This is a genomic window from Dechloromonas denitrificans, from assembly GCF_020510685.1.
GTDB lineage: Bacteria > Pseudomonadota > Gammaproteobacteria > Burkholderiales > Rhodocyclaceae > Azonexus > Azonexus denitrificans_A.
Window position 1 is genome coordinate 1,357,074 of the sequence record NZ_CP075185.1, and the last position, 18,883, is coordinate 1,375,956.

General features: G+C 64.4%; 10 protein-coding genes. 7 read left to right on the forward strand and 3 right to left on the reverse strand.

The annotated features are described in order from the left end of the window. Positions 1-152: 152 nt before the first annotated feature. Both KI611_RS06515 and KI611_RS06520 read left to right on the forward strand, forming a co-directional pair. Entirely contained in the window at positions 153-1,343 is a 1,191-nt protein-coding gene (locus KI611_RS06515) for a methyl-accepting chemotaxis protein (protein WP_226419017.1), read from the forward strand. Between the two features lie 9 nt (positions 1,344-1,352). Beyond that, entirely contained in the window at positions 1,353-2,252 is a 900-nt protein-coding gene (locus tag KI611_RS06520) for a nitrate- and nitrite sensing domain-containing protein (RefSeq protein ID WP_226419018.1), read from the forward strand. Between the two features lie 52 nt (positions 2,253-2,304). Here the strand turns inward: KI611_RS06520 and KI611_RS06525 are convergent, their stop codons facing one another. The 3 genes from KI611_RS06525 to KI611_RS06535 form a co-directional block, all read right to left on the reverse strand. Further along, positions 2,305-4,572: a PAS domain S-box protein gene (locus KI611_RS06525; protein ID WP_226419019.1), complete on the reverse strand. Its 2,268-nt coding sequence runs from the start codon at positions 4,570-4,572 to the stop codon at positions 2,305-2,307. After that, a complete protein-coding gene (locus tag KI611_RS06530) occupies positions 4,572-7,523 on the reverse strand; it encodes an EAL domain-containing protein (protein WP_226419020.1) in 2,952 nt (983 codons plus the stop codon). Before KI611_RS06530 ends, KI611_RS06525 begins: the two co-directional genes overlap by 1 nt. A gap of 95 nt (positions 7,524-7,618) precedes the next feature. Beyond that, a complete protein-coding gene (locus KI611_RS06535; RefSeq protein ID WP_226419021.1) occupies positions 7,619-10,612 on the reverse strand; it encodes a response regulator in 2,994 nt (997 codons plus the stop codon). A gap of 93 nt (positions 10,613-10,705) precedes the next feature. Between KI611_RS06535 and KI611_RS06540 the strand changes: the two genes are divergently transcribed. The 5 genes from KI611_RS06540 to KI611_RS06560 all read left to right on the forward strand — a co-directional run bounded on the left by KI611_RS06540 (position 10,706) and on the right by KI611_RS06560 (position 18,716). Beyond that, complete coding sequence (locus KI611_RS06540; RefSeq protein ID WP_226419022.1) at positions 10,706-10,873, forward strand: hypothetical protein; 168 nt, start codon at positions 10,706-10,708, stop codon at positions 10,871-10,873. Between the two features lie 19 nt (positions 10,874-10,892). Further along, the gene (locus tag KI611_RS06545) at positions 10,893-11,789 is read left to right on the forward strand and encodes a nitrate- and nitrite sensing domain-containing protein (RefSeq protein WP_226419023.1); all 897 of its coding nucleotides are present in this window, start codon (positions 10,893-10,895) and stop codon (positions 11,787-11,789) included. Further along, the gene (locus tag KI611_RS06550; RefSeq protein WP_226419024.1) at positions 11,786-13,960 is read left to right on the forward strand and encodes a putative bifunctional diguanylate cyclase/phosphodiesterase; all 2,175 of its coding nucleotides are present in this window, start codon (positions 11,786-11,788) and stop codon (positions 13,958-13,960) included. Before KI611_RS06545 ends, KI611_RS06550 begins: the two co-directional genes overlap by 4 nt. A 132-nt stretch (positions 13,961-14,092) precedes the next feature. Next, a complete protein-coding gene (gene nifJ / locus KI611_RS06555; RefSeq protein WP_226419025.1) occupies positions 14,093-17,713 on the forward strand; it encodes a pyruvate:ferredoxin (flavodoxin) oxidoreductase in 3,621 nt (1,206 codons plus the stop codon). Continuing rightward, on the forward strand, positions 17,706-18,716 hold the full coding sequence (locus KI611_RS06560; RefSeq protein ID WP_226419026.1) for a dihydroorotate dehydrogenase-like protein: 1,011 nt from the start codon (positions 17,706-17,708) through the stop codon (positions 18,714-18,716). Before nifJ ends, KI611_RS06560 begins: the two co-directional genes overlap by 8 nt. Positions 18,717-18,883: the final 167 nt, after the last annotated feature.

Below are 18,883 nucleotides of genomic sequence, written 5' to 3' on the forward strand. Positions count from 1 at the left end.
CCGGGGGCGCCTCATTTTGGGATTCGCGCCGGCCTTGCTGACAGCTGGCCTTTGGCGCTTTGTTGATTCGTATGGGAAATATCGTCGCTTTCGACGTGGCAAGGGTTTTGCATATTGCAACGCAACAATATCAATAACGCCCGAGACTCCCCATGACCGACCGTGATTCGTTTGCTGCCCAACCCTTCCAGGCCAGGCTGCGCCTGCCTCTACTGACTTCCTGGCTGCTCGCCGCGCTCGCCGGGGCCGCCATGGCCCGCGGATTTGCCGGCGGTGGTTCTCTTTTCGTCGGCTGGCTGGGCTGTCTCGGGCTGGCGATTTCGGCGCTGCTCGCCAGTCGTCTGGTGAACAGCCTGGCGCATGGCCTGGCGATGATCGATGCCTTCGCCCACGATCTGGCCGCCGGCAAGCTGGTGGCGCGGCTCGATACGCGGCAGTGCGGCGTGCTGGCGCCGCTGGCCGAGCGCCTGAATGGCATGGCGCGTTCGCTGGCCGGCTTGTTCCTGAGCTTCGCCCGGATGTCGCAGGAAATTTCCAGCGTCGCCAGCGAGAGTCGGCAGAACGCCAGTGGCGGCGATGCCGGCGTGCGTCGCCAGCGCGATATCACCTTCTCGTCGTCGGCAACGCTGGAAGAACTGACGGTCAGCCTGGGCATGACCAGCGACAGCGCGCAGGGCGCCGCCGAGGTGGCCGAGGCGTCGCGCCGGATGGCCTTGGCCGGGGGCGAGCGGGTGGGGGGGCTGGCTGCCAGCCTGCAGGATCTGGCGGCGACGGTGGATCGAACGGCGGGCAGCGCAGCACGGCTGGGCGAGCGGTCGCGGGAAATCGACACGATTGTCGGACTGATTTCGGAAATCGCCGCCCAGACCAATCTGCTGGCGCTCAATGCCGCCATCGAGGCAGCGCGGGCCGGTGAGCAGGGGCGGGGCTTCGCGGTGGTGGCCGACGAGGTGCGCAAGCTGGCCGAACGGACGAGCGGCGCCACCCGCGAAATCGGCGAACGGATCGAAGGCGTGCATGGCGAAGTCGCCGGCATGATCGCGGCGATGACCCAGACCAACCGGGAGGCGGCCCACAGCCTGGCCGATGCCGGCGAGGCGGTCGGCGACCTGCGGCGGGTCGAGGAAAACGCCCAGCGCACGCTCGACCTGATTCGCGACATCGCCGCGGCCAGTCGGGAGCAGAGCGAAGCCGGCCAGAACATCGCGCGCGATATCGAGAAAGTCGCGCAACTGGCCGATGCCAACGAACACCTGGTCAGCGAAAACAGCGAACTGTCGCGCTATCTGAGCGATTTGGCCGTGCAATTGACCGGCGCCCTGAACAACTACCAATACGAATGAGGTATGGCGATGGAATGGATCTTTTATCCGATGCTCGGGGCGGCCGTGTTGATCGCCGGCCTTTCGCTGCTGCTGCAGCGGCGGCGACGCTGGGTCGATTCCGGGCGCTCGCTGGATAATTCCTTGGCCGGCTGCCGTTCGTTGCTGGCGCTGACCGCGCACTTCCAGCAGCATCGCGGCATGAGTTCGGCGTGGTTGTCCGGCGATCGCAGTTTCGCCAGCAAGCTCGACAGCAAGGCACGGGAAATCGACGCCCTGTTCCAGTCGTTGCGCCCGGTGGCCCGTAGTGAAAGCGACAAACCCCATCCTTGCCTGACGCCCAACGACCTTTCACTGTTGCAGCGCCGCTGGCAGGAATTGCGGGAAAAACTGGCCGGCCTGTCGGTCGAGCAAAGCATCGCCGAGCACAGTCGGTTGATCGAGCAACTCCTGCAGTGGCTGTCCGCCCTCGGTGAGGCGCGGCTCGAACCGCTGGTCGGCGACCGCGGCGCGCGCGGCATGGTGCGCAACTACGCCAGCCGCCTGCCGGCGCTTGCCGAATGCCTTGGTCAGGCGCGCGCCGTCGGGTTGAGCGTGGTGACCCGCAAGGCCTGCTCCGCCGTGGCCCGGGTCCGCCTGATGTTCCTGATTGCTCGCGCCGAGGCCTTGCTCAAGCAGGCTGCCGAGGGCGACATGCGCAGTGCGCAGGCGGCGGGCGCCAGGCTTGCGGTGCAGCAGATGGCCGAGCTGGTGCGCACCCGAATGCTGGTCAGTTCGGAAATTTCCGTGACGGTGCCGGAGTACTTCGCGGGGGCAACGCTGGCCGTCGATGCCGTCTTTGGCTTGATTGACGAGTGTGGCCGGCAACTGGTCGGCGATGGCTGGTCCGGGCAATCCGGTCGCCCCGCAGGGTATGCGCATTCGTTTTGAGCAGCGATTGGCAACGCCAGGATCGGCCCTTGCCCGGTATTTTGCCGAAGCGTCAGCCGGCCAGCGTTTCGGTTGCCGTTTTATCGCTCGGCGCAAACGGCGGGTGGATCGGTAGCACGACCCGGAAGGTCGAGCCGCGGCCCGGTTCGCTGTCGACCTCGATGCGCCCGTGGTGCCGCTCGACGATGCTGTAGGAGAGCGACAGGCCGAGTCCGGTGCCCTTGCCGACCGGCTTGGTCGTGAAGAAGGGCTCGAAAATCCGGCTGATGTTTTCCGGGGCGATGCCCTTGCCGGTATCGCTGACCTCGACCCACACCCGGTCCTCGCCGGTGCAGCCGGTGCGGATGGTGATCGTCCCTTCGCTTTCGATGGCGTGCCCGGCATTGACCAGCAGATTCATGAAGACCTGGTTGAGCTGGGAGATCAGGCAATGGATGTGCGGGATGACGCCGTACTCCTTGACCACCTTGCACTTGTACTTCAGTTCGTTCCAGACGATGTTCAGCGTCGAGTCGAGCCCCTGGTGGAGGTCGGCTTCCTGCCATTCCTGCTCGCCGACGCGCGAGAAGCTCTTCAGGTCCTGGACGATCTTGCGGACCCGGCCGAGGCCGTCCTTCGATTCGGCGACCAGGTTGAAGATATCGGTCCGCAGGAAGGCGAAGTCGCGTTCTTCCTTGATATGTTCGAGAGCCGGCGATTGCTGGCAAGTGCTGTCGGGGGCGTTGATGATCCGCTCGTAGGTGTCGATGATGTCCATCAGGTCGCGCAGGTAGCCATCCAGGGTGCCGAGATTGGAATGCACGAAGCCGATCGGATTGTTCAGTTCGTGGGCAATGCCGGCCGCCAGCTGGCCGATCGAGGCCATTTTTTCCGACTGCAGCAACTGGTTGTTGGCTTCTTCCAGACGCTTGTTGAGTTTTTGCTGCTGGAAGAGGTTTTCCGAGATTTTCAGTTGCTGTTGCTTGCGCTCGGTGATGTCGGTCAGCACCCCGTCGTAGAAGACGACCTGGCCGTCGTCATCGCGCAGGACTTGCGTCCGGTCGACGACCCAGATCACCTGGTTGTCGGCGGTGATCAGGCGGTATTCCTGCTCGTAACTGGCCTGCCCGGCTGCCGTGTGGCGCGCCACCTCGGCGGCGACACGCGCGAGATCGTCGGGATGCACCAGTTCGGCAAAAGCCGGTCGGCCGGCCTTGAGGTCGTCGGCGCTATAGCCCCATTGCTGCACATTGTCGGAAACGAAAACGACCGGCCAGCCGTCGCACGCCGCCCAGCGGAAACAGACCACCGGGCTGGCATTGACGACCTGCGTCGCCTGGCGCAAGGCGACGTCGGCGCGTTGCCGGCGGACGATACGCCAGGTTTCGTTGCCGATCAGTTGCAGTGTTTCGACATCAAAAGGAGTGTAGTTCGTCGCCTTGTTGCCGACCCCGGTCATCATGCGCACGGCGCCATCCTCCATGACCGGCACGCTGAGCAGCCGGGTCAGGGTCGAGTGGCCGTCGGGCAGGCCGCGTTTATTGGCCGCCGTGGCGTAATCGTTGATGGTGACCGGCGCTTTGGTCCGCACGGCATCGGCCCAGATGCCGGCCTGGGTGATCGGGTAATGGCAGTCGAAGGCCGCGCTGCAGTATTTCTCCAGCGTGTTGCGTGACCAGGCGACCAGTTCGATGCTTTCGCCGTCCGGATTGACGAAGTGCAGGAAGCCGATGCTGCTGCCGGTCAGCGTTTCGGCCTGTTCCAGCGCGAACTGGACGAATTCCCGCTCGGCCAACTGCTCGGCCTTCAGCGGCAGTTCGAGCAAAACCCGCGAGCGCTCGACCTGGCGGGCGAGTTGCCTTTCGGTTTCGCGGCGTTGCGTGATGTCCTCGATGACTACCGAGAAGGAGTCGATTGCTCCGTTGGCCTTGCGGATGCCGCGCGCCGCAATCGCCGTGTGCACGACGGAGCCGTCCGGCCGGATGAAACGCTTTTCCATCTCGTAGCCGTCGGCTTCGCCGCGCAGCACGGCAGCGAACTTGGCAGCATTTTCCGGCAGGTCGTCGGGGTGCGTCACTTCGGTCCAGCTCTTGCCGGTCAGTTCGGCGGCGGAATAGCCGAGCATCTTGCACAGCGCCGGGTTGACCTCGATCCAGCATTTGTCGAGTCCCGAGCGGGCCATGCCGAGCATGGCATGGTCGAAGATCGCATGGAAATGCTGCTCGGCCTCGCGCTCCCGCGCCGGCCGGCGGAGCAGGCGGCCGATGGCGATGCCGCATAGCAGGATGGCAATGGCCAGCGTCAGGTAGTGTTCGGGAGCGCTGGGCAGCGGCAGGCTCATCATTGCCCCGGCAGGCGGCGGTTGTGGCGTGTTTCCTTGACCAGCCGGAAAGCTTCGCGGATTTGTTCGCGCAACAGATCGTCATCCCAGGGTTTGGTCAGGAATTTGTAGATGGCGCCGCGATTGATTGCGCCGGTCACCGAGTCGAGATCGGTGTAGCCGGTCAGGACGATGCGGATGGTGTCCGGGTAAAGCTGGCGGACGCGGGAAAAGAATTCGGTCCCCGACATCTCCGGCATGCGCTGGTCGGACAGAATGACATGCACCGGTTGCTGGGCGAGCAATTCGAAAGCGTCGAGCGGCGAGGTCGCCGTCAATATCGTGTAACCCTCGCGGCGCAGCAGGCGGCTCAGCGAATTCAGGATGTTCGGCTCGTCGTCGACGAGGAGCAGGGTCTGGCCGCTGTCGGTCGGCATGTCGGCGATCGGCAGGCGCTTGTTGCCGGCCAGCAATTGCTCGAACTCGTCGGGCGGCAGCGCCCGGCTGAACAGGAAACCCTGCATCGCATCGCAGCGCCGGCCGCGCAGGAAGCTGGCCTGGGCCTCGGTCTCGACGCCTTCGGCGAGGACCGACAGATTGAGGCTGCGGGCCATGACGATGGCGGCCGTGGCAATCGCCGCGTTGACCGGGTTTTCGGTGATGTCGCGGACGAAAGCCTGGTCAATCTTCAGCTTGTCGAAGGGGAAGCGGGAAAGGTAGGCCAGCGACGAGTAACCGGTGCCGAAGTCGTCGAGCGACAGCTTGATGCCGAGGACCTTCAGGGCGCGGCACATGGCGATGGCTTCCTCGGCATCGTCGATGAAGGCGCTTTCGGTGATTTCCAGTTCGAGCGCGGCGGCCGGCAGGCCGGTGTCGGCCAGCGTCTGGCGGACGACCAGGACCAGATTGGCCTGGCGAAATTGCCGCGTCGACAGGTTGACCGCAATGCGCAACGAGGCCAGCCCGAGATCGAGCCACTGGCGGGTTTGCAGGCAGGCGGTACGCAGGACCCATTCGCCGATCGGCAGGATCAGGCCGGTTTCTTCGGCAATCGGGATGAACTCGGCCGGTGAGACGGCGCCGAACAGCGGGCTGTTCCAGCGCAGCAGCGCCTCCATGCCGATGATGTTGCCGCTCTCCAGGCTGATCTGCGGCTGGTAGAAGACTTTCAGCTCGTCGTTCTGCAGGGCGGTGCGCAGCGCCGCTTCGAGACCGAGCCGGCGCGCCGCGTCGGCATCCATTTCCGGCGAATAGAAGCGGAAGGTATTGCGGCCTGCCGCCTTGGCCCGGGTCAGTGCCGTGTCGGCCGTCTTGAGCAGTTCGTCGGCCGTCGTGCCGTCGCGCGGCGCGACGCTGATGCCGATGCTGGCGGTAACGACCAGCGTTTGCCCGGCTACCACGAAAGGCACCGAGATCGCCTCGAGGATGCGCTGGGCGAGGGCGATCGCATCGTGCTCCTGGCTCAGGTTGGCCATCACGAAGCCGAACTCGTTGCCCGACCGGCGGCCGACCGTATCGCCATCGCGCACCTGCAGGTTGAGGCGGCGGGTCACTTCGAGCAGGACCTCGTCGCCGGCCGGCGGGCCGAGCGTTTCGTTGATGAAGCGGAAACGGTCGAGATCGAGCAGGATGGTCGCCGTTTGCCGGCCGAAGCGGCGGGCGCTGATCAGGGCCTGGGTCAGGCGGTCGGCGAAGAGGTTGCGGTTGGGCAGGTTGGTCAGCGCATCGAAGCTTGACAGGTACTGGATGCGTTCGGCCGCCGACTTGCGCTCCGAGAGATCGCTGAAGATGCCGACGTAATGGGTCAGGCGCTTGCCTGCATCGCGCATGGCCGAGATGCTCAGCCATTCGGTAATCAATTCGCCATCCTTGCGGCGGTTGGTGATTTCACCCTGCCAGCTGTCGTGCCGATCGATCGCCGCCCACATCGCCTGGAAGAAGGCCGGACCATGGGTGCCGGATTTGAGCACACTCGGCTTTTCGCCCTTCACTTCGCCGGCCGCATAGCCGGTCATCCGCGAGAACGCCTCATTGACCAGCAGAATCCGGCAGTCCGGGTCGGTTATGCAGATGCCGTCGCTGATGCTGGTAAAAACCACCGAGGAAAGCTGCTGTTCAACTTCGGCCTGCTTGCGTCGGCTGATGTCGGTCATGCTGCCGACGGCAATCCGGGCGCCGCCTTGGGCGTCGCGCTCGATCGTCCGGCCACGCGCTTCGATCCAGACCCAGTGGCCATCCTGGTGGCGCATCCGGAATTCTTCGAAATACAGTTCGTCGCCCGGGCGACGCAAGTCGGCAAGCCGGCTTTCCAGGCTCGGGCGGTCATCCGGGTAAACCATGTCGAGAAACTCGGAAACCCTGGACGGACTGTGCTCGAGGCCGAAAATCTGGCACAGCGACTGGTTCCATTCGGTGAACCCGGTTTGATGGTTCAGCTCCCAGGTGCCGAAACCGACGGCGGCCAGCGCCAGTTGCAGGTGGACTTGCAGTTTGGTGTTTTCGGCGACCCGGCGGCTGACTTCCTTTTCCAGTTCGGCTTGCTGGCTGGCTTGCCGGTCCCGCGACCGTTTCAGTTCGAGTTGCGCGAGAACCCGGGCTTTCAGCACGGCCGGCCGGATCGGCTTGGCGATGTAATCGGCGGCACCCTGGCGCAGGCCGACTTCCTCTTCGCACGGACTGTCGAGGGCAGTGACGAAAATGACCGGAATGTTTCGCGTTTCCGGCTTGGCCTGCAATTCCTTCAGCACTTCATAGCCATCCATGCCCGGCATCATCACGTCGAGCAGAATGAGATCCGGGCGCGGCTCGAGATCGGCATAACGGAGCGCTGTCGTGCCACTGTTGGCGACCCGGACGCTGACATCCAGTTCGCGCAATAACTCGGAAAGAGTGCTCAGGTTGTCGGGAACGTCATCCACGGCGAGAACGACGGGCCGTGACTCGCCCTTTGATTCCCGCTCCAGATCGTTCATTCGGCACTCCTCGGTGGATATTTATTGGTAGCGGATAGTTTCCCCCGCCACGGGCCAGCAAGCAAGGGAGACGAACCGCCGGGCGCGATATTGTGTCAGCGCAGCCGGGCGACCAGCGCATCGACAATGGTCAGCGCCTGTTCGTAATGGAAGGCGGCAATGGCCCGTTGCAGCGTGCTGAATTCGCCGGGGAAGGCCGCACGCAGCGGCTGCTGCAGCGTAGAGAATTTCCGGCTGGCTTCGACGTCGCCAGTCATCAACAGGGGAATCAGCGCCTCGAGCTCGACGGCCAGCCGGCTCAGGTCGGGCGGCGCTTCCGTCGCGGCGGTAAGGCCCGCCGGGCGCTCCGTTGGGCCGCGTTTCAGGTATTTGCGCAAGATCGCGGCAAGGGCCTCGGTTTTCACCGGTTTGGCGAGAAAATCGTTCATGCCGGCGGCCAGGCAGAGGTTCTTGTCTTCGACGAAGGCGTTGGCCGTCAGGGCGACGATCGGCGTGGACTGGCAGCCGGGCAGGGCGCGAATTTGCCGGGTCGCGTCGAGGCCGTCGAGCCGGGGCATCTGGATGTCCATCAGGATCAGATCGAAACTTTGCTGCTGGCAGCGCTCGACCGCCGCCAGTCCGTCTTCGGCGGTTATCACCTCGGCGCCGGCCAGGCTGAGCAGGTCGACACCGATGTCGCGGTTGATCGGGTCGTCCTCGACCAGCAGGATGCGGCCATGCACCCGGCCTTCGTCGTTCGGGGCGCTGGCGGCAGCTCGGGGCAGGACGGGGTCGCTCGGCGCTGCTTCCAGGCTGGCGCTGATCCAGAAGGTGCTGCCGACGCCGGGCGTGCTGTCGGCCCCGACTTCGCCGCCCATCAGTTCGGCCAGTTGGCGGGCGATGGCCAGACCCAGGCCGGTCCCGCCGAAGCGCCGCGTCGTCGACGCATCGATCTGTTCGAAGGGGTGGAACAGGCGGGGAATGTCCTGCGGCTGGATGCCGATGCCGGTGTCGCTCACGGCAAAGCGACAGAGCAGCCGGCCGTCGCGCTCGGCCAGCAGTTGGCCGGATAGCGTGATCGACCCGTCCGTGGTGAATTTGAGGGCATTGCCGGCGAGGTTGAGCAAGACCTGGCCCAGCCGGGTGGCGTCGCCGACCGCCTGGGCCGGCAGGTCGCCGCTGGCGACCAGCAGTTGCAGCCCCTTGTCGGCAGCCTGGTCGTGGATCACGTCGGCCACCGAATGCAGCAGATCGGCTGGAGAAAAGACCTGGCGCTCAAGGACGATTTTGCCGGCTTCGATTTTTGCCAGGTCGAGAATGTCGTTGATGATCTGCAACAGGTGGTTCGAGGCCGCCGCTACCTTCTGCAGCTTGTCCTGCTGTTCCGGTGTCAGCGGGCTGCGCGTCAGCAGGTAGTTGAGGCCGATGATGGCGTTCATCGGGGTGCGGATTTCGTGGCTCATGTTGGCCAGGAATTCCGATTTGGCGCGGTTGGCCCGTTCGGCGGCGTCCTTGGCGACGGCCAGTTCGCTGGTTCGCAGTTCGACCAGTTGCTCGAGGTGGTGGCGATACGACTCGAGTTCGATCTCGTTCTTGCGCCGCTCGGTAATATCGTCCTTGACCGCGACGTACTGGCCGATCTGGCCATCGCTCTGGCGGATCGGCGAGATCGTCGCCAGTTCGATGTACTGCGAACCGTTCTTGTGCCGGTTGAGGAATTCGCCGCGCCAGATACGGCCGGCCGACAGCGTCGCCCACATCTCCCGGTAGGTCGCTGGCGGCGTGTCGCCGGACTGCAGCACGTTGGGGTTCCGGCCGATGACCTCGGCGGCGGTGTAGCCGCTGGCCCTGGTGAAGGCCTGATTGACGTAGATGATCCGGGCGTTGACGTCGGTAATGACGATGCTCGCCGCGCTTTGCTCGACGGCCGTCGACAGTTGGCGCAGATCGAGATCGGCGTTTTCCAGTTCGGCAAGCTTGGCGGCGAGCAGCTGATTGAGCGCTTCGATGGCCTGGCGCCCTTCCTGTTGCTCGATTTCCCGCTGCTCCAGCGCCGCCGCCATGTCGTTGAAGTGTCTGGACAGCTCGCCCAGTTCGGTCGGCTCCTTGTCGGAAACAATCCGTGCCGCATAGTCGCCGTCGGCCACTTTGCGGCTGGCATTCTTGATTTGGGCAACCCAGCGCTCGACCAGATTGTGCAGGTAATAGCGCGCCAGCAGCATCGAAAGCAGGGTGACGACAGACAGAATGGCCAGGCGCAGCCAGAATTGGCGCTCGACGACTTTCAGCGTTTCGTTGACCGGTACGGCAATGCTGACGATCAACGACTGGCTGGCGATTTTTATCGGCAGCAGGATGTACAGGCGCTCGACGCCGTCGAGGCTCCTCATCACGACGCTGCCCCGGTAATTTTGCAGGGCAGCGAGCAAGCGTGCCTTGCTGTCGGCGCTCAGCAGCTTGCCGCGCCAGGTGTCCGGGTCGGGAAAGCGCGAGATCGGTACGCCGTCGCTGGAAAAGAGGGTGGAGATCCAGCCTGACGGTAACTGGTAGTTCTCGGTCAGCCGATCGAACCAGGTGATGTCGCTGGCGATAAAGAGAACCGCCAGCAGCTTGCCGGTCGCATCGCGCATCGGCAAACCGAAGGTGATACCGGGCTTTCCGGAAAAGCGACCGATCAGGAACTGGCCGTCGGAGATGTCGTGGTTGGTCAGCGAGTTCTGGAACCATGAACGATCGGCGACGTTGATCGGGGCGGGCGACGGGACGGCCGAGCAGAAGACATCGCCGTTCGGGTAGGCGGCGCCGAGGTTGGAAACGTGCTCCGACGACTTGAGCAAGCGCTGGACGAGGCCGGTGCAGTCGGCCGGATCGAGCTGCTTGAGGTTGTCGGCCGCCGCCATGATGCGGAGCATCTGGCGGACCTGGCGCAATGCCGCCTGTTCTTCGATGCGCGTCGCTTGGAGCATCAGCCGCGCATCCTGCTCGATGCTGGCAATGGCGTTGCGGCGCTGGTTGCGATAGTCGTAAATCGTCAAGGCGAACAACGGCAGCATGGCCAGTGCCAACACCAGCCAGAGTCGGCTGCTCAGGGAGAAGCTGGAGGGGGCCATTGCGGTATCTATGCTCCAAGCTGGTCTGCATCGACAACATAGTCAACGGAATGACTGGCGATGTAAATGGGGTTGATTGCACCGGATTGGTGCATGTTTTCAGATGACGATCGGGTGCCAGCGGCCTTGCCGGAAAAAATGTCATTGTTTTCAAAAGGGTCCGTTGTCTCGGTCGATCTGGTACAGGGCTTGCTAGTGCTGTGCTTGCGTCGCGCAATGTCTGCTATCGACGCCGAATCAGGCCGTGGTCGGCAAAAGTGACCGCGGCATCAAAATGCCCATGACCTCACCATTGATCCTGTTGCTTTCCGCTCTCGCGCCGAGTGCCGCGCTGCTGATGTTGTGGCAGAGCCAGCGCGGGCGTGGGCGCAAGGGTCTGCCGGGATTCCCGGAAACCCTGGCCGTCAGTCGTCACCTCTTCATGCTGCTGATCCATGTCCAGAAACATCGTGGGATGAGCAGCGCCTGGCTGGCCGGCGACGCCGGATTCCTGCCGCGTCTGCGCGACCAGGCGGTTCTGGTCGAAACCCTGTTGCCGGCCTTGCAAGCTCACGCCCGTCTTGAAGGCGCCCGGCCCTTGCCGTGCTTTACCGCCAACGAGGTCGGGCTGTTTATTTTCCGCTGGCGCAATCTGGTCGAGTCGCAGGCCGGCAAGCAGGCCGAGCAGAGCATTGCCGAGCATGGCCAGCTGATCGCCCAGCTTTTGCGCTGGCTGTCGGCGCTCGGCGAACGGAGGATCGAACCGCTGTTCGCCGGCGATCAGCTCGGCCGGGTGCGCAACTTTGCCCATCGCCTGCCGTTGCTCACCGAGTGTCTCGGGCAGGCCCGGGCGATCGGCAGCAGTGTCGCGGCGCGCCAGGCCTGTTCGGCGGTGGCGCGGGTCCGCCTGATGTTCCTGGTCGGCCGGGCCGAAGCCTTGCTCGATCAGGCCGCCCAGGCCGCTGACGATGGCCGGATCAGCCGGCAGGCCCGCTCGATGATCGGCGATCTGACCCATGTCGTGCGCACCAGCATGCTGCTCAACGACGGGGTCAGTGTTTCGCCGGACGCCTATTTCGTCATTGCCAGTCGGGCGATCGATGCGGTGGTGGCCTGGATCGACGACAGCGGCGGGCAACTGCAAGGCTTGCTGCGCCAGGCGGCGATGGCAGAAATGAGCAGCGCGGTCGCCGGATGAGACAAGGCGTCAATTCCCTCTCGGCGTTCTTCTCCGGCCAACTGGCCGGCAAGACCAGCATCTGGCAGCAGATCGACAGCGAACGGGTGCTCAAGGTGCTGGTCGGCAATCTCGACGGGATGCTCTTTCGCTGCGCCATCGATGCCGATTGGACGGTCCATTTCGTCAGCGCCGGCTGTCACGAATTGACTGGCTACACGGCGGACGAACTTCAACGCAGCCAGCGCATCTCGCTGGAAGGCCTGATCCATCCGGACGACCGGCAAGCGGTCCGGCAGTCGGTGATGACGGCGGTCGAAGGAAGCGCCCCCTATCGCATCGAATACCGCATCGTTTGCCGCGACGGCGCGCACAAGTGGGTGATGGAGCGCGGCACCTGCGTCATCGACGAATTCGGCGGCCGGGTACTGGAAGGCTTTATCGAGGACATTACCGAGCGGGTTGCCGGGCAGCTCCGGCTGGCCGAGGCGGAGATGCGTTTTCGCAGCGTCTTCGAGAAATCGGTGGTCGGCATGTTCCAGACCACCAGCGACGGCCACTATCTGGCGGCCAACCAGGCGCTGGCCGATCTGTACGGTTATCGGACGCCGCGCGAACTGATCGATGAAATTGCCGATATCGCCCACCGCCTGTATGTCGATCCGGCGCGGCGCGCCGCGTTTTCCGGTGAAATCCGGCGCAACGGTCTGGTCCGCGATTTCGAGTCGGAGGTCTATCGGCGCGACGGCAGCCGCATCTGGATTTCCGAAAACGCCCATGCCGTGCTCAGTCCGGAGGGCGCCCTGCTGTATTACGAGGGCACCGTCGAGGACATCACCCAGCGTCGCCAGCACCAGGCCGAGCTGGAATATCAGGCGACGCACGACCCATTGACCGGCCTGCCCAACCGCAATCTGTTGCAGGACCGTTTGAACCAGGCGATGGGCGGCTCCCGGCGCAGCGGTCGGCAGGTGGCGGTGGCCTTTGTCGACCTCGACAATTTCAAGATCATCAACGACAGTCTCGGCCATGCCGTCGGCGACCGCCTGCTCCAGGTCGTCGCCCGGCGTCTCAGTCGCAGCCTGCGCGAAGTCGATACCGTGGCGCGCTACGGTGGCGACGAATTCGTGCTGATCCTGGCCGACCAGGCCAGCGTCCGCGATCTGGCGCAAACGCTGGAGCGCATTCAGGAATGCATTGCCGAGCCGGTCCTCCTCGACGGCCACGATCTGCGGGTCGGGGCGTCGATCGGCGTGACGGTGTACCCGCACGACGGCAAGGATTTCGCCACGCTGCTCAGCCAGGCCGATGCCGCGATGTACCACGCCAAGGCCGGCGGCAAGGGGCAGTTCCGCTTCTACACGCCGGAATTGAACAGCGCCGCCTACGAGCGGCTCGAGATGGAGATGGCGCTGCGCAGCGCGCTGGCCGCCGACGAGCTGTGCGTGCACTATCAGCCGAAAGTCGATGCGACCGGCCGGGTCGCCGGTTTCGAGGCGCTGGTCCGCTGGCAGAGTCCGACCCTGGGCAGCGTCTCGCCGGTACGTTTCATCCCGCTGGCCGAGGAAACCGGCCTGATCATTCCGATTTCCGCTCTGGTGCTGCGGGCCGCCTGCCAGCAGGCAGCCAAATGGGCGGCAGCCGGGTGGGCCGGCTTGACCATGGCGGTCAATCTGTCGGCCCGCGAGTACGCCGATCAGGATCTGGCGAGCAAGATCCGCACGGTGCTGGCCGAAACCGGCCTGCCGGCGGCCTGTCTGCAACTGGAACTGACCGAGACGATGCTGGCTGGCGATGTCGAACTGACGGTGCGCACGCTGTCCGATCTGAAGGCACTCGGCGTGCGCATCGCGGTCGACGATTTCGGCACCGGTTACTCCTCGCTGGCCTATCTGAAGCGTTTCCCGCTCGACATCCTGAAAATCGATCGCTCCTTCGTCATGGAATGCGACCGCGATGCCGATGCGATGGCCATTCCGCGCGCCGTCATTTCGCTCGGCCAAAGCCTCGGCTTGAGCATCGTCGCCGAAGGCGTCGAGCGCCAGGGGCAGTTCGAGATCCTGCGCTGCCTCGGTTGCGAGGAATTCCAGGGCTACCTGTTTTCGCAGGCCCTGCCGGCCGACACCGTGCCGGCCTTTCTCCAGGACAACGCGGCGCGGGTTGCGGCGGCGCAGCTAAGCGCCGGCGCCTGACGCCGGCTGGTCGCTGGCCGGGCGGCGCTTGGCGCCGGCCAAAATATCTCCGGTCCGGCATAAGTTGCGGTCGTTAGGCGTAAAATTAGGATGTTGCATTGCAGCATTCAGCCCGTTTCGCCAGGAATTATCATGAACAAGATATTTACCATCGATGGTAACGAGGCCGTTGCCTCGGTTGCCTTCCGCGTCTCCGAAGTGATTGCGATCTACCCGATCACTCCCTCGTCCGGCATGGGCGAACTCTCCGACGAATGGGCGGCAGAGGGCAAAACCAATATCTGGGGCAGCATTCCCAATGTCGTCGAACTGCAATCGGAAGGCGGCGCCGCCGGCACCGTGCATGGCGCCTTGCAGGCCGGGGCGCTGGCCACCACCTTCACGGCCTCGCAAGGCTTGCTGCTGATGATTCCCAACATGTACAAGATTGCCGGCGAACTGACGCCGACCGTCTTCCATGTCGCCGCCCGCGCCGTCGCGACGCACGCCCTGTCGATCTTCGGCGATCATTCCGACGTGATGGCGACGCGCGCCACCGGCTTTGCCATGCTGGCCTCCAATTCGGTGCAGGAAGCGCACGACATGGCGGTCATCGCCACTGCCGCGACGCTGGCCGGACGCATCCCGGTGCTGCATTTCTTCGACGGTTTCCGCACCTCGCATGAAGTGGCCAAGATCACCGCGGTGGACGATGCCGTCCTGACGAAAATGCTGCCGCCGGAGCTGATCGGTGCCCTGCGCGGTCGCGCGCTGTCGCCGGAACACCCGGTGCTGCGCGGCACGTCGCAGAATCCGGACGTCTTCTTCCAGGCCCGCGAAGCGCAGAATCCGTGGTTCGACGCCTTCCCCGGCATCGTCCAGCAACGCATGGACCAGTTCGCCAAGCTGACCGGTCGCCACTACAAGTTATTCGACTATGTCGGCGCGCCGGATGCCGAGCGGGTCATCGTGCTGATGGGTTCCGGCGCTGAAACGGTGCAGGAGACGGTGGAGCACCTCAACCGCCAGGGCGCCAAGGTCGGCCTGCTGAAAGTCCGGCTGTTCCGGCCGTGGGCGCCGGCCGCCTTGCTCGCCGCCTTGCCGGCGACGACCACCGGCATTGCCGTGCTCGATCGCTGCAAGGAACCGGGGGCCGATGGCGAGCCGCTGTTCAAGGACGTGCTGGTCGCGCTGGCCGAAGATTTCACCGGCGAGGCGCCGCGTTTCGCAAGCCTGCCGAAAGTCATCGGCGGGCGTTACGGGCTGGGGTCCAAAGAATTCAACCCGGCCATGGTCAGCGGCATTTTTGACGCCTTGGCCCAGCCCCGGTCGCGGCGCGCCTTCACCGTCGGCATTCGCGACGACGTCAGCGGCCTGTCGCTGCCGTTCGATCCGGCTTTCCGCACCGACGCCGCGCAGCAGACCTTCGCCGCCGTCTTTTACGGCCTCGGCTCGGACGGCACGGTGTCGGCCAACAAGAACTCGATCAAGATCATCGGCGACGCGACCGATCTCTTCGTCCAGGGTTATTTCGTTTACGACTCCAAAAAGTCGGGGGCGATGACCGTCTCGCACCTGCGCTTCGGCCCGCAGCCGATCCGCTCGGCTTACCTGACCGGGGCGGGCGATGCGAAATTCGTCGCCTGCCATCAGCCGCTCTTTCTCGAAACCCACGACCTGCTGGTGCATGCCGCGCCGGGCGCCGTCTTCCTGCTCAACACCCATCTGCCGCCCGACCGCGTGTGGGCCACGCTGCCGCCGGCCATGCAGCGGCAGATGGTCGAAAAGCAGATCAGTTTCTATGTCATCGATGCTTATCAAGTGGCGCTCGAAGCCGACATGGGGCGGCGCATCAATACGGTGATGCAGGCCTGCTTCTTCGCCATTTCCGGCATCCTGCCGGCCGACGATGCGATTGCCGCGATCAAGCGCGCCGTCGAGAAGACCTATGGCCGCAAGGGCCGGCGCATCGCCGAGCTGAACTTCCGGGCCATCGACAAGACGCTGGCCTGCCTGCACCAGGTGGCGTTTGCCGGCGCGCCGCTCAGCGCTGCGGCCCCGGCCATCGCCGCGCCGCAACTCAGCGATTTCGTCCGCAAGCTGACCATCCCGCTGATCGCCGGCCACGGCGATGCGCTGCCGGTCTCGCTGTTCCCGGCCGACGGCACCTGGCCGACCGGCACCGCCAAATACGAGAAGCGCAATCTGGCGCTGCAGATTCCGGTCGTCGAAACCGACCTCTGCACGCAATGCGGCAAGTGCGTTTTCGTCTGCCCGCATTCGGCCATCCGCGCCAAGCTGTTCCCGGCCGAACTGGCCGAGCAGGCGCCGCCGACCTTCAAGCACATGACGCCGCGCAGCAAGGATTACCCGGCCGGCTGGCAGATGAGCTACCAGGTCGCGCCGGAAGATTGCACCGGCTGCACGCTGTGCGTCGATATCTGCCCGATCCGCGACAAGAGCAACGTCTCGCGCAAGGCGCTGAACATGGCCGAGCAGGCGCCGCTGCGTGCCCAGGAAGCCGAGAACTGGGACTTTTTCCTGAAGCTGCCCGACTACAACCGCAATGTCGTCAAGCGCAACACCATTCCCGGTTCGATGCTGCTGCCGCCGCTTTTCGAGTTCTCCGGGGCCTGCGTCGGCTGCGGCGAAACACCCTACATCCGGCTCGCCACGCAACTGTTCGGCGACCGCATGCTGGTCGCCAACGCCACCGGCTGTTCGTCGATCTACGGCGGCAACCTGCCGACCACACCGTACACGACCAACGCCGAAGGCCGCGGGCCGGCCTGGAACAATTCGCTGTTTGAGGACAACGCCGAATTCGGCCTCGGCATGCGGCTGGCTACCGACCAACTGGCCGATGCGGCACGCACGCAATTGAAGGCGATGGCGCTGGAAGTCGGTGACAGCATGATCGCCGCATTGCTCAATGCCGACCAGAGCAGCGAAGCCGGCATCCATGAGCAGCGCGAGCGGGTCGCCGCCTTGCTCGCCAAGCTGGCCCACATCGCCACGCCGGCCGCGGCGCAACTGGCCGCCGTCGCCGAATACCTGATCCGGCGCAGCGTGTGGATCATCGGCGGCGACGGCTGGGCCTACGACATCGGCTTCGGCGGCCTCGACCACGTGCTGTCCTCGGGAGCCGATGTCAATATCCTGGTCCTCGATACCGAGGTTTATTCCAACACCGGTGGCCAGAATTCCAAGGCGACGCCGCGCGGTGCGGTCGCCAAATTCGCCGCCGGCGGCCAGCCGAACCGCAAGAAGGATCTGGCGCGCATCGCCATGGATTACGAAAACGTCTTTGTCGCCAAGGTCGCCTACGGCGCCAAGGACACCCATACGCTGAAGGCTTTCCTCGATGCCGAGAGCTATCCCGGCGTCTCGATCATCATCGCCTACAGCCCGTGCATCGCGCATGGCGTCGATATGTCGCACAACCACAGTCAGCAGGATCTGGCGGTCAAGGCCGGTCACTGGCCGCTGTTGCGTTACGACCCGCGGCTGCGCGAGCAGGGCAGGAATCCGATGTCGGTCGATAGCGCGGCGCCGAGCATTCCCTTCCGCGATTTCGCCCGCAACGAAGCGCGCTTTACCGTGCTCGAGCGCCAGCATCCGGAGGCCGCCGAACGCTTCATGGTCCAGGCCGAAAACGATGCCCGACTGCGCCATCAGGAATATGTCGAGCTGGCCGAACTGGCCTTGCCCGAGGCGCTGATCGAGGAAAAAGCCCAGGAAGCCGCCGAACAAAAGGAGACCCCCAATGCCTGATCTGTCCACCACCTACCTCGGCCTGGCGCTGAAGAACCCGCTGGTGCCGTCGTCGACGCCGCTCAGCCGCCACCTCGACGCGGTGCTGCATCTGGAAGATGCCGGCGCGGCGGCCATCGTCATGCATTCGCTGTTCGAAGAAGAGGTCCGTAACGACGAAAAGATGATCGACCGCTTTCTCGTCCATCCGGACAGCTTTGGCGAGGCGAGCGGCCACCTGCCGGCCGGCCGCGATTACCGCAGCCAGCTCGACGGCTATCTCGAACAATTGCAGGCGCTCAAGGCGCGGCTCGATATTCCGGTGATCGCCAGCCTGAACGGCTCCTCGCTCAATGGCTGGGTCGAACTCGGCAAGGAAATGCAGGAGGCCGGGGCCGATGCGCTGGAACTCAACGCCTGGTTCATGCCGGGCGACCCGATGCTCGGCGGCGAAGAACTGGAAGATCGCTACCTGTCGCTGCTCGGCGAACTGAAGGCGGTGGTCGGCATTCCGGTCAGCATGAAGCTGTCACCGTTCTTCACGTCGCTGCCGAATTTCGTACACCGGGCCAGGCAGGCCGGGGCGGCCGGCGTCTCCTTGTTCAACCGCTTCTTCCAGCCGGATATCGATCTGGCCAGCCTGAGCGTCGTCGACCGCGTCCAGTTGTCGAGTTCGGCCGACGGCCTGTTGACCATGCGCTGGATCGCCATTCTGCGTGGCCGGACCGAACTGACGCTGGCGGCCAGCGGTGGCGTGCATACCGCCGAAGACGCGCTCAAAATGCTGCTCGCCGGGGCCGACGTCGTGCATATGGCGAGCGCCCTGCTGCAATCCGGACCGCCGGCCCTGATGGAGGTGCTGGATGGCCTGAAGCACTGGATGGAGGTCCGGGAGTACGAATCGGTGAGCCAGCTCAAGGGTTCGATGAGCCAGCAAAACCTGCCCGATCCGAGTGCCTTCGCCCGCGCCGCCTATCTGCATGCGCTCGATTCGTTCACCCCGCCGGCCGGGGTGCGCTACTGAGCGATCGCTGACCAGTGCTTTGTCAGTGTCGACATTTTTTACAGTTTTTGGCGATTTTTAGTGTTGTCATATTTTATTTGTTAAAAATCAGTGATTTGTTGAAGTGGCACCCGATTTGCTATTACCAAAGTAAGGTTGCGGGGCGATCTTGTGTTCATCGCCACTGG

Coding starts and splice junctions, on each gene's coding strand:
- KI611_RS06515 (WP_226419017.1), top strand. CDS start 153: ATGACCGACCGTGATTCGTTTGCTGCCCAACCCTTCCAGGCCAGGCTG.
- KI611_RS06520 (WP_226419018.1), top strand. CDS start 1,353: ATGGAATGGATCTTTTATCCGATGCTCGGGGCGGCCGTGTTGATCGCC.
- KI611_RS06525 (WP_226419019.1), bottom strand. CDS start 4,572: ATGAGCCTGCCGCTGCCCAGCGCTCCCGAACACTACCTGACGCTGGCC.
- KI611_RS06530 (WP_226419020.1), bottom strand. CDS start 7,523: ATGAACGATCTGGAGCGGGAATCAAAGGGCGAGTCACGGCCCGTCGTT.
- KI611_RS06535 (WP_226419021.1), bottom strand. CDS start 10,612: ATGGCCCCCTCCAGCTTCTCCCTGAGCAGCCGACTCTGGCTGGTGTTG.
- KI611_RS06540 (WP_226419022.1), top strand. CDS start 10,706: ATGTTTTCAGATGACGATCGGGTGCCAGCGGCCTTGCCGGAAAAAATG.
- KI611_RS06545 (WP_226419023.1), top strand. CDS start 10,893: ATGACCTCACCATTGATCCTGTTGCTTTCCGCTCTCGCGCCGAGTGCC.
- KI611_RS06550 (WP_226419024.1), top strand. CDS start 11,786: ATGAGACAAGGCGTCAATTCCCTCTCGGCGTTCTTCTCCGGCCAACTG.
- nifJ (WP_226419025.1), top strand. CDS start 14,093: ATGAACAAGATATTTACCATCGATGGTAACGAGGCCGTTGCCTCGGTT.
- KI611_RS06560 (WP_226419026.1), top strand. CDS start 17,706: ATGCCTGATCTGTCCACCACCTACCTCGGCCTGGCGCTGAAGAACCCG.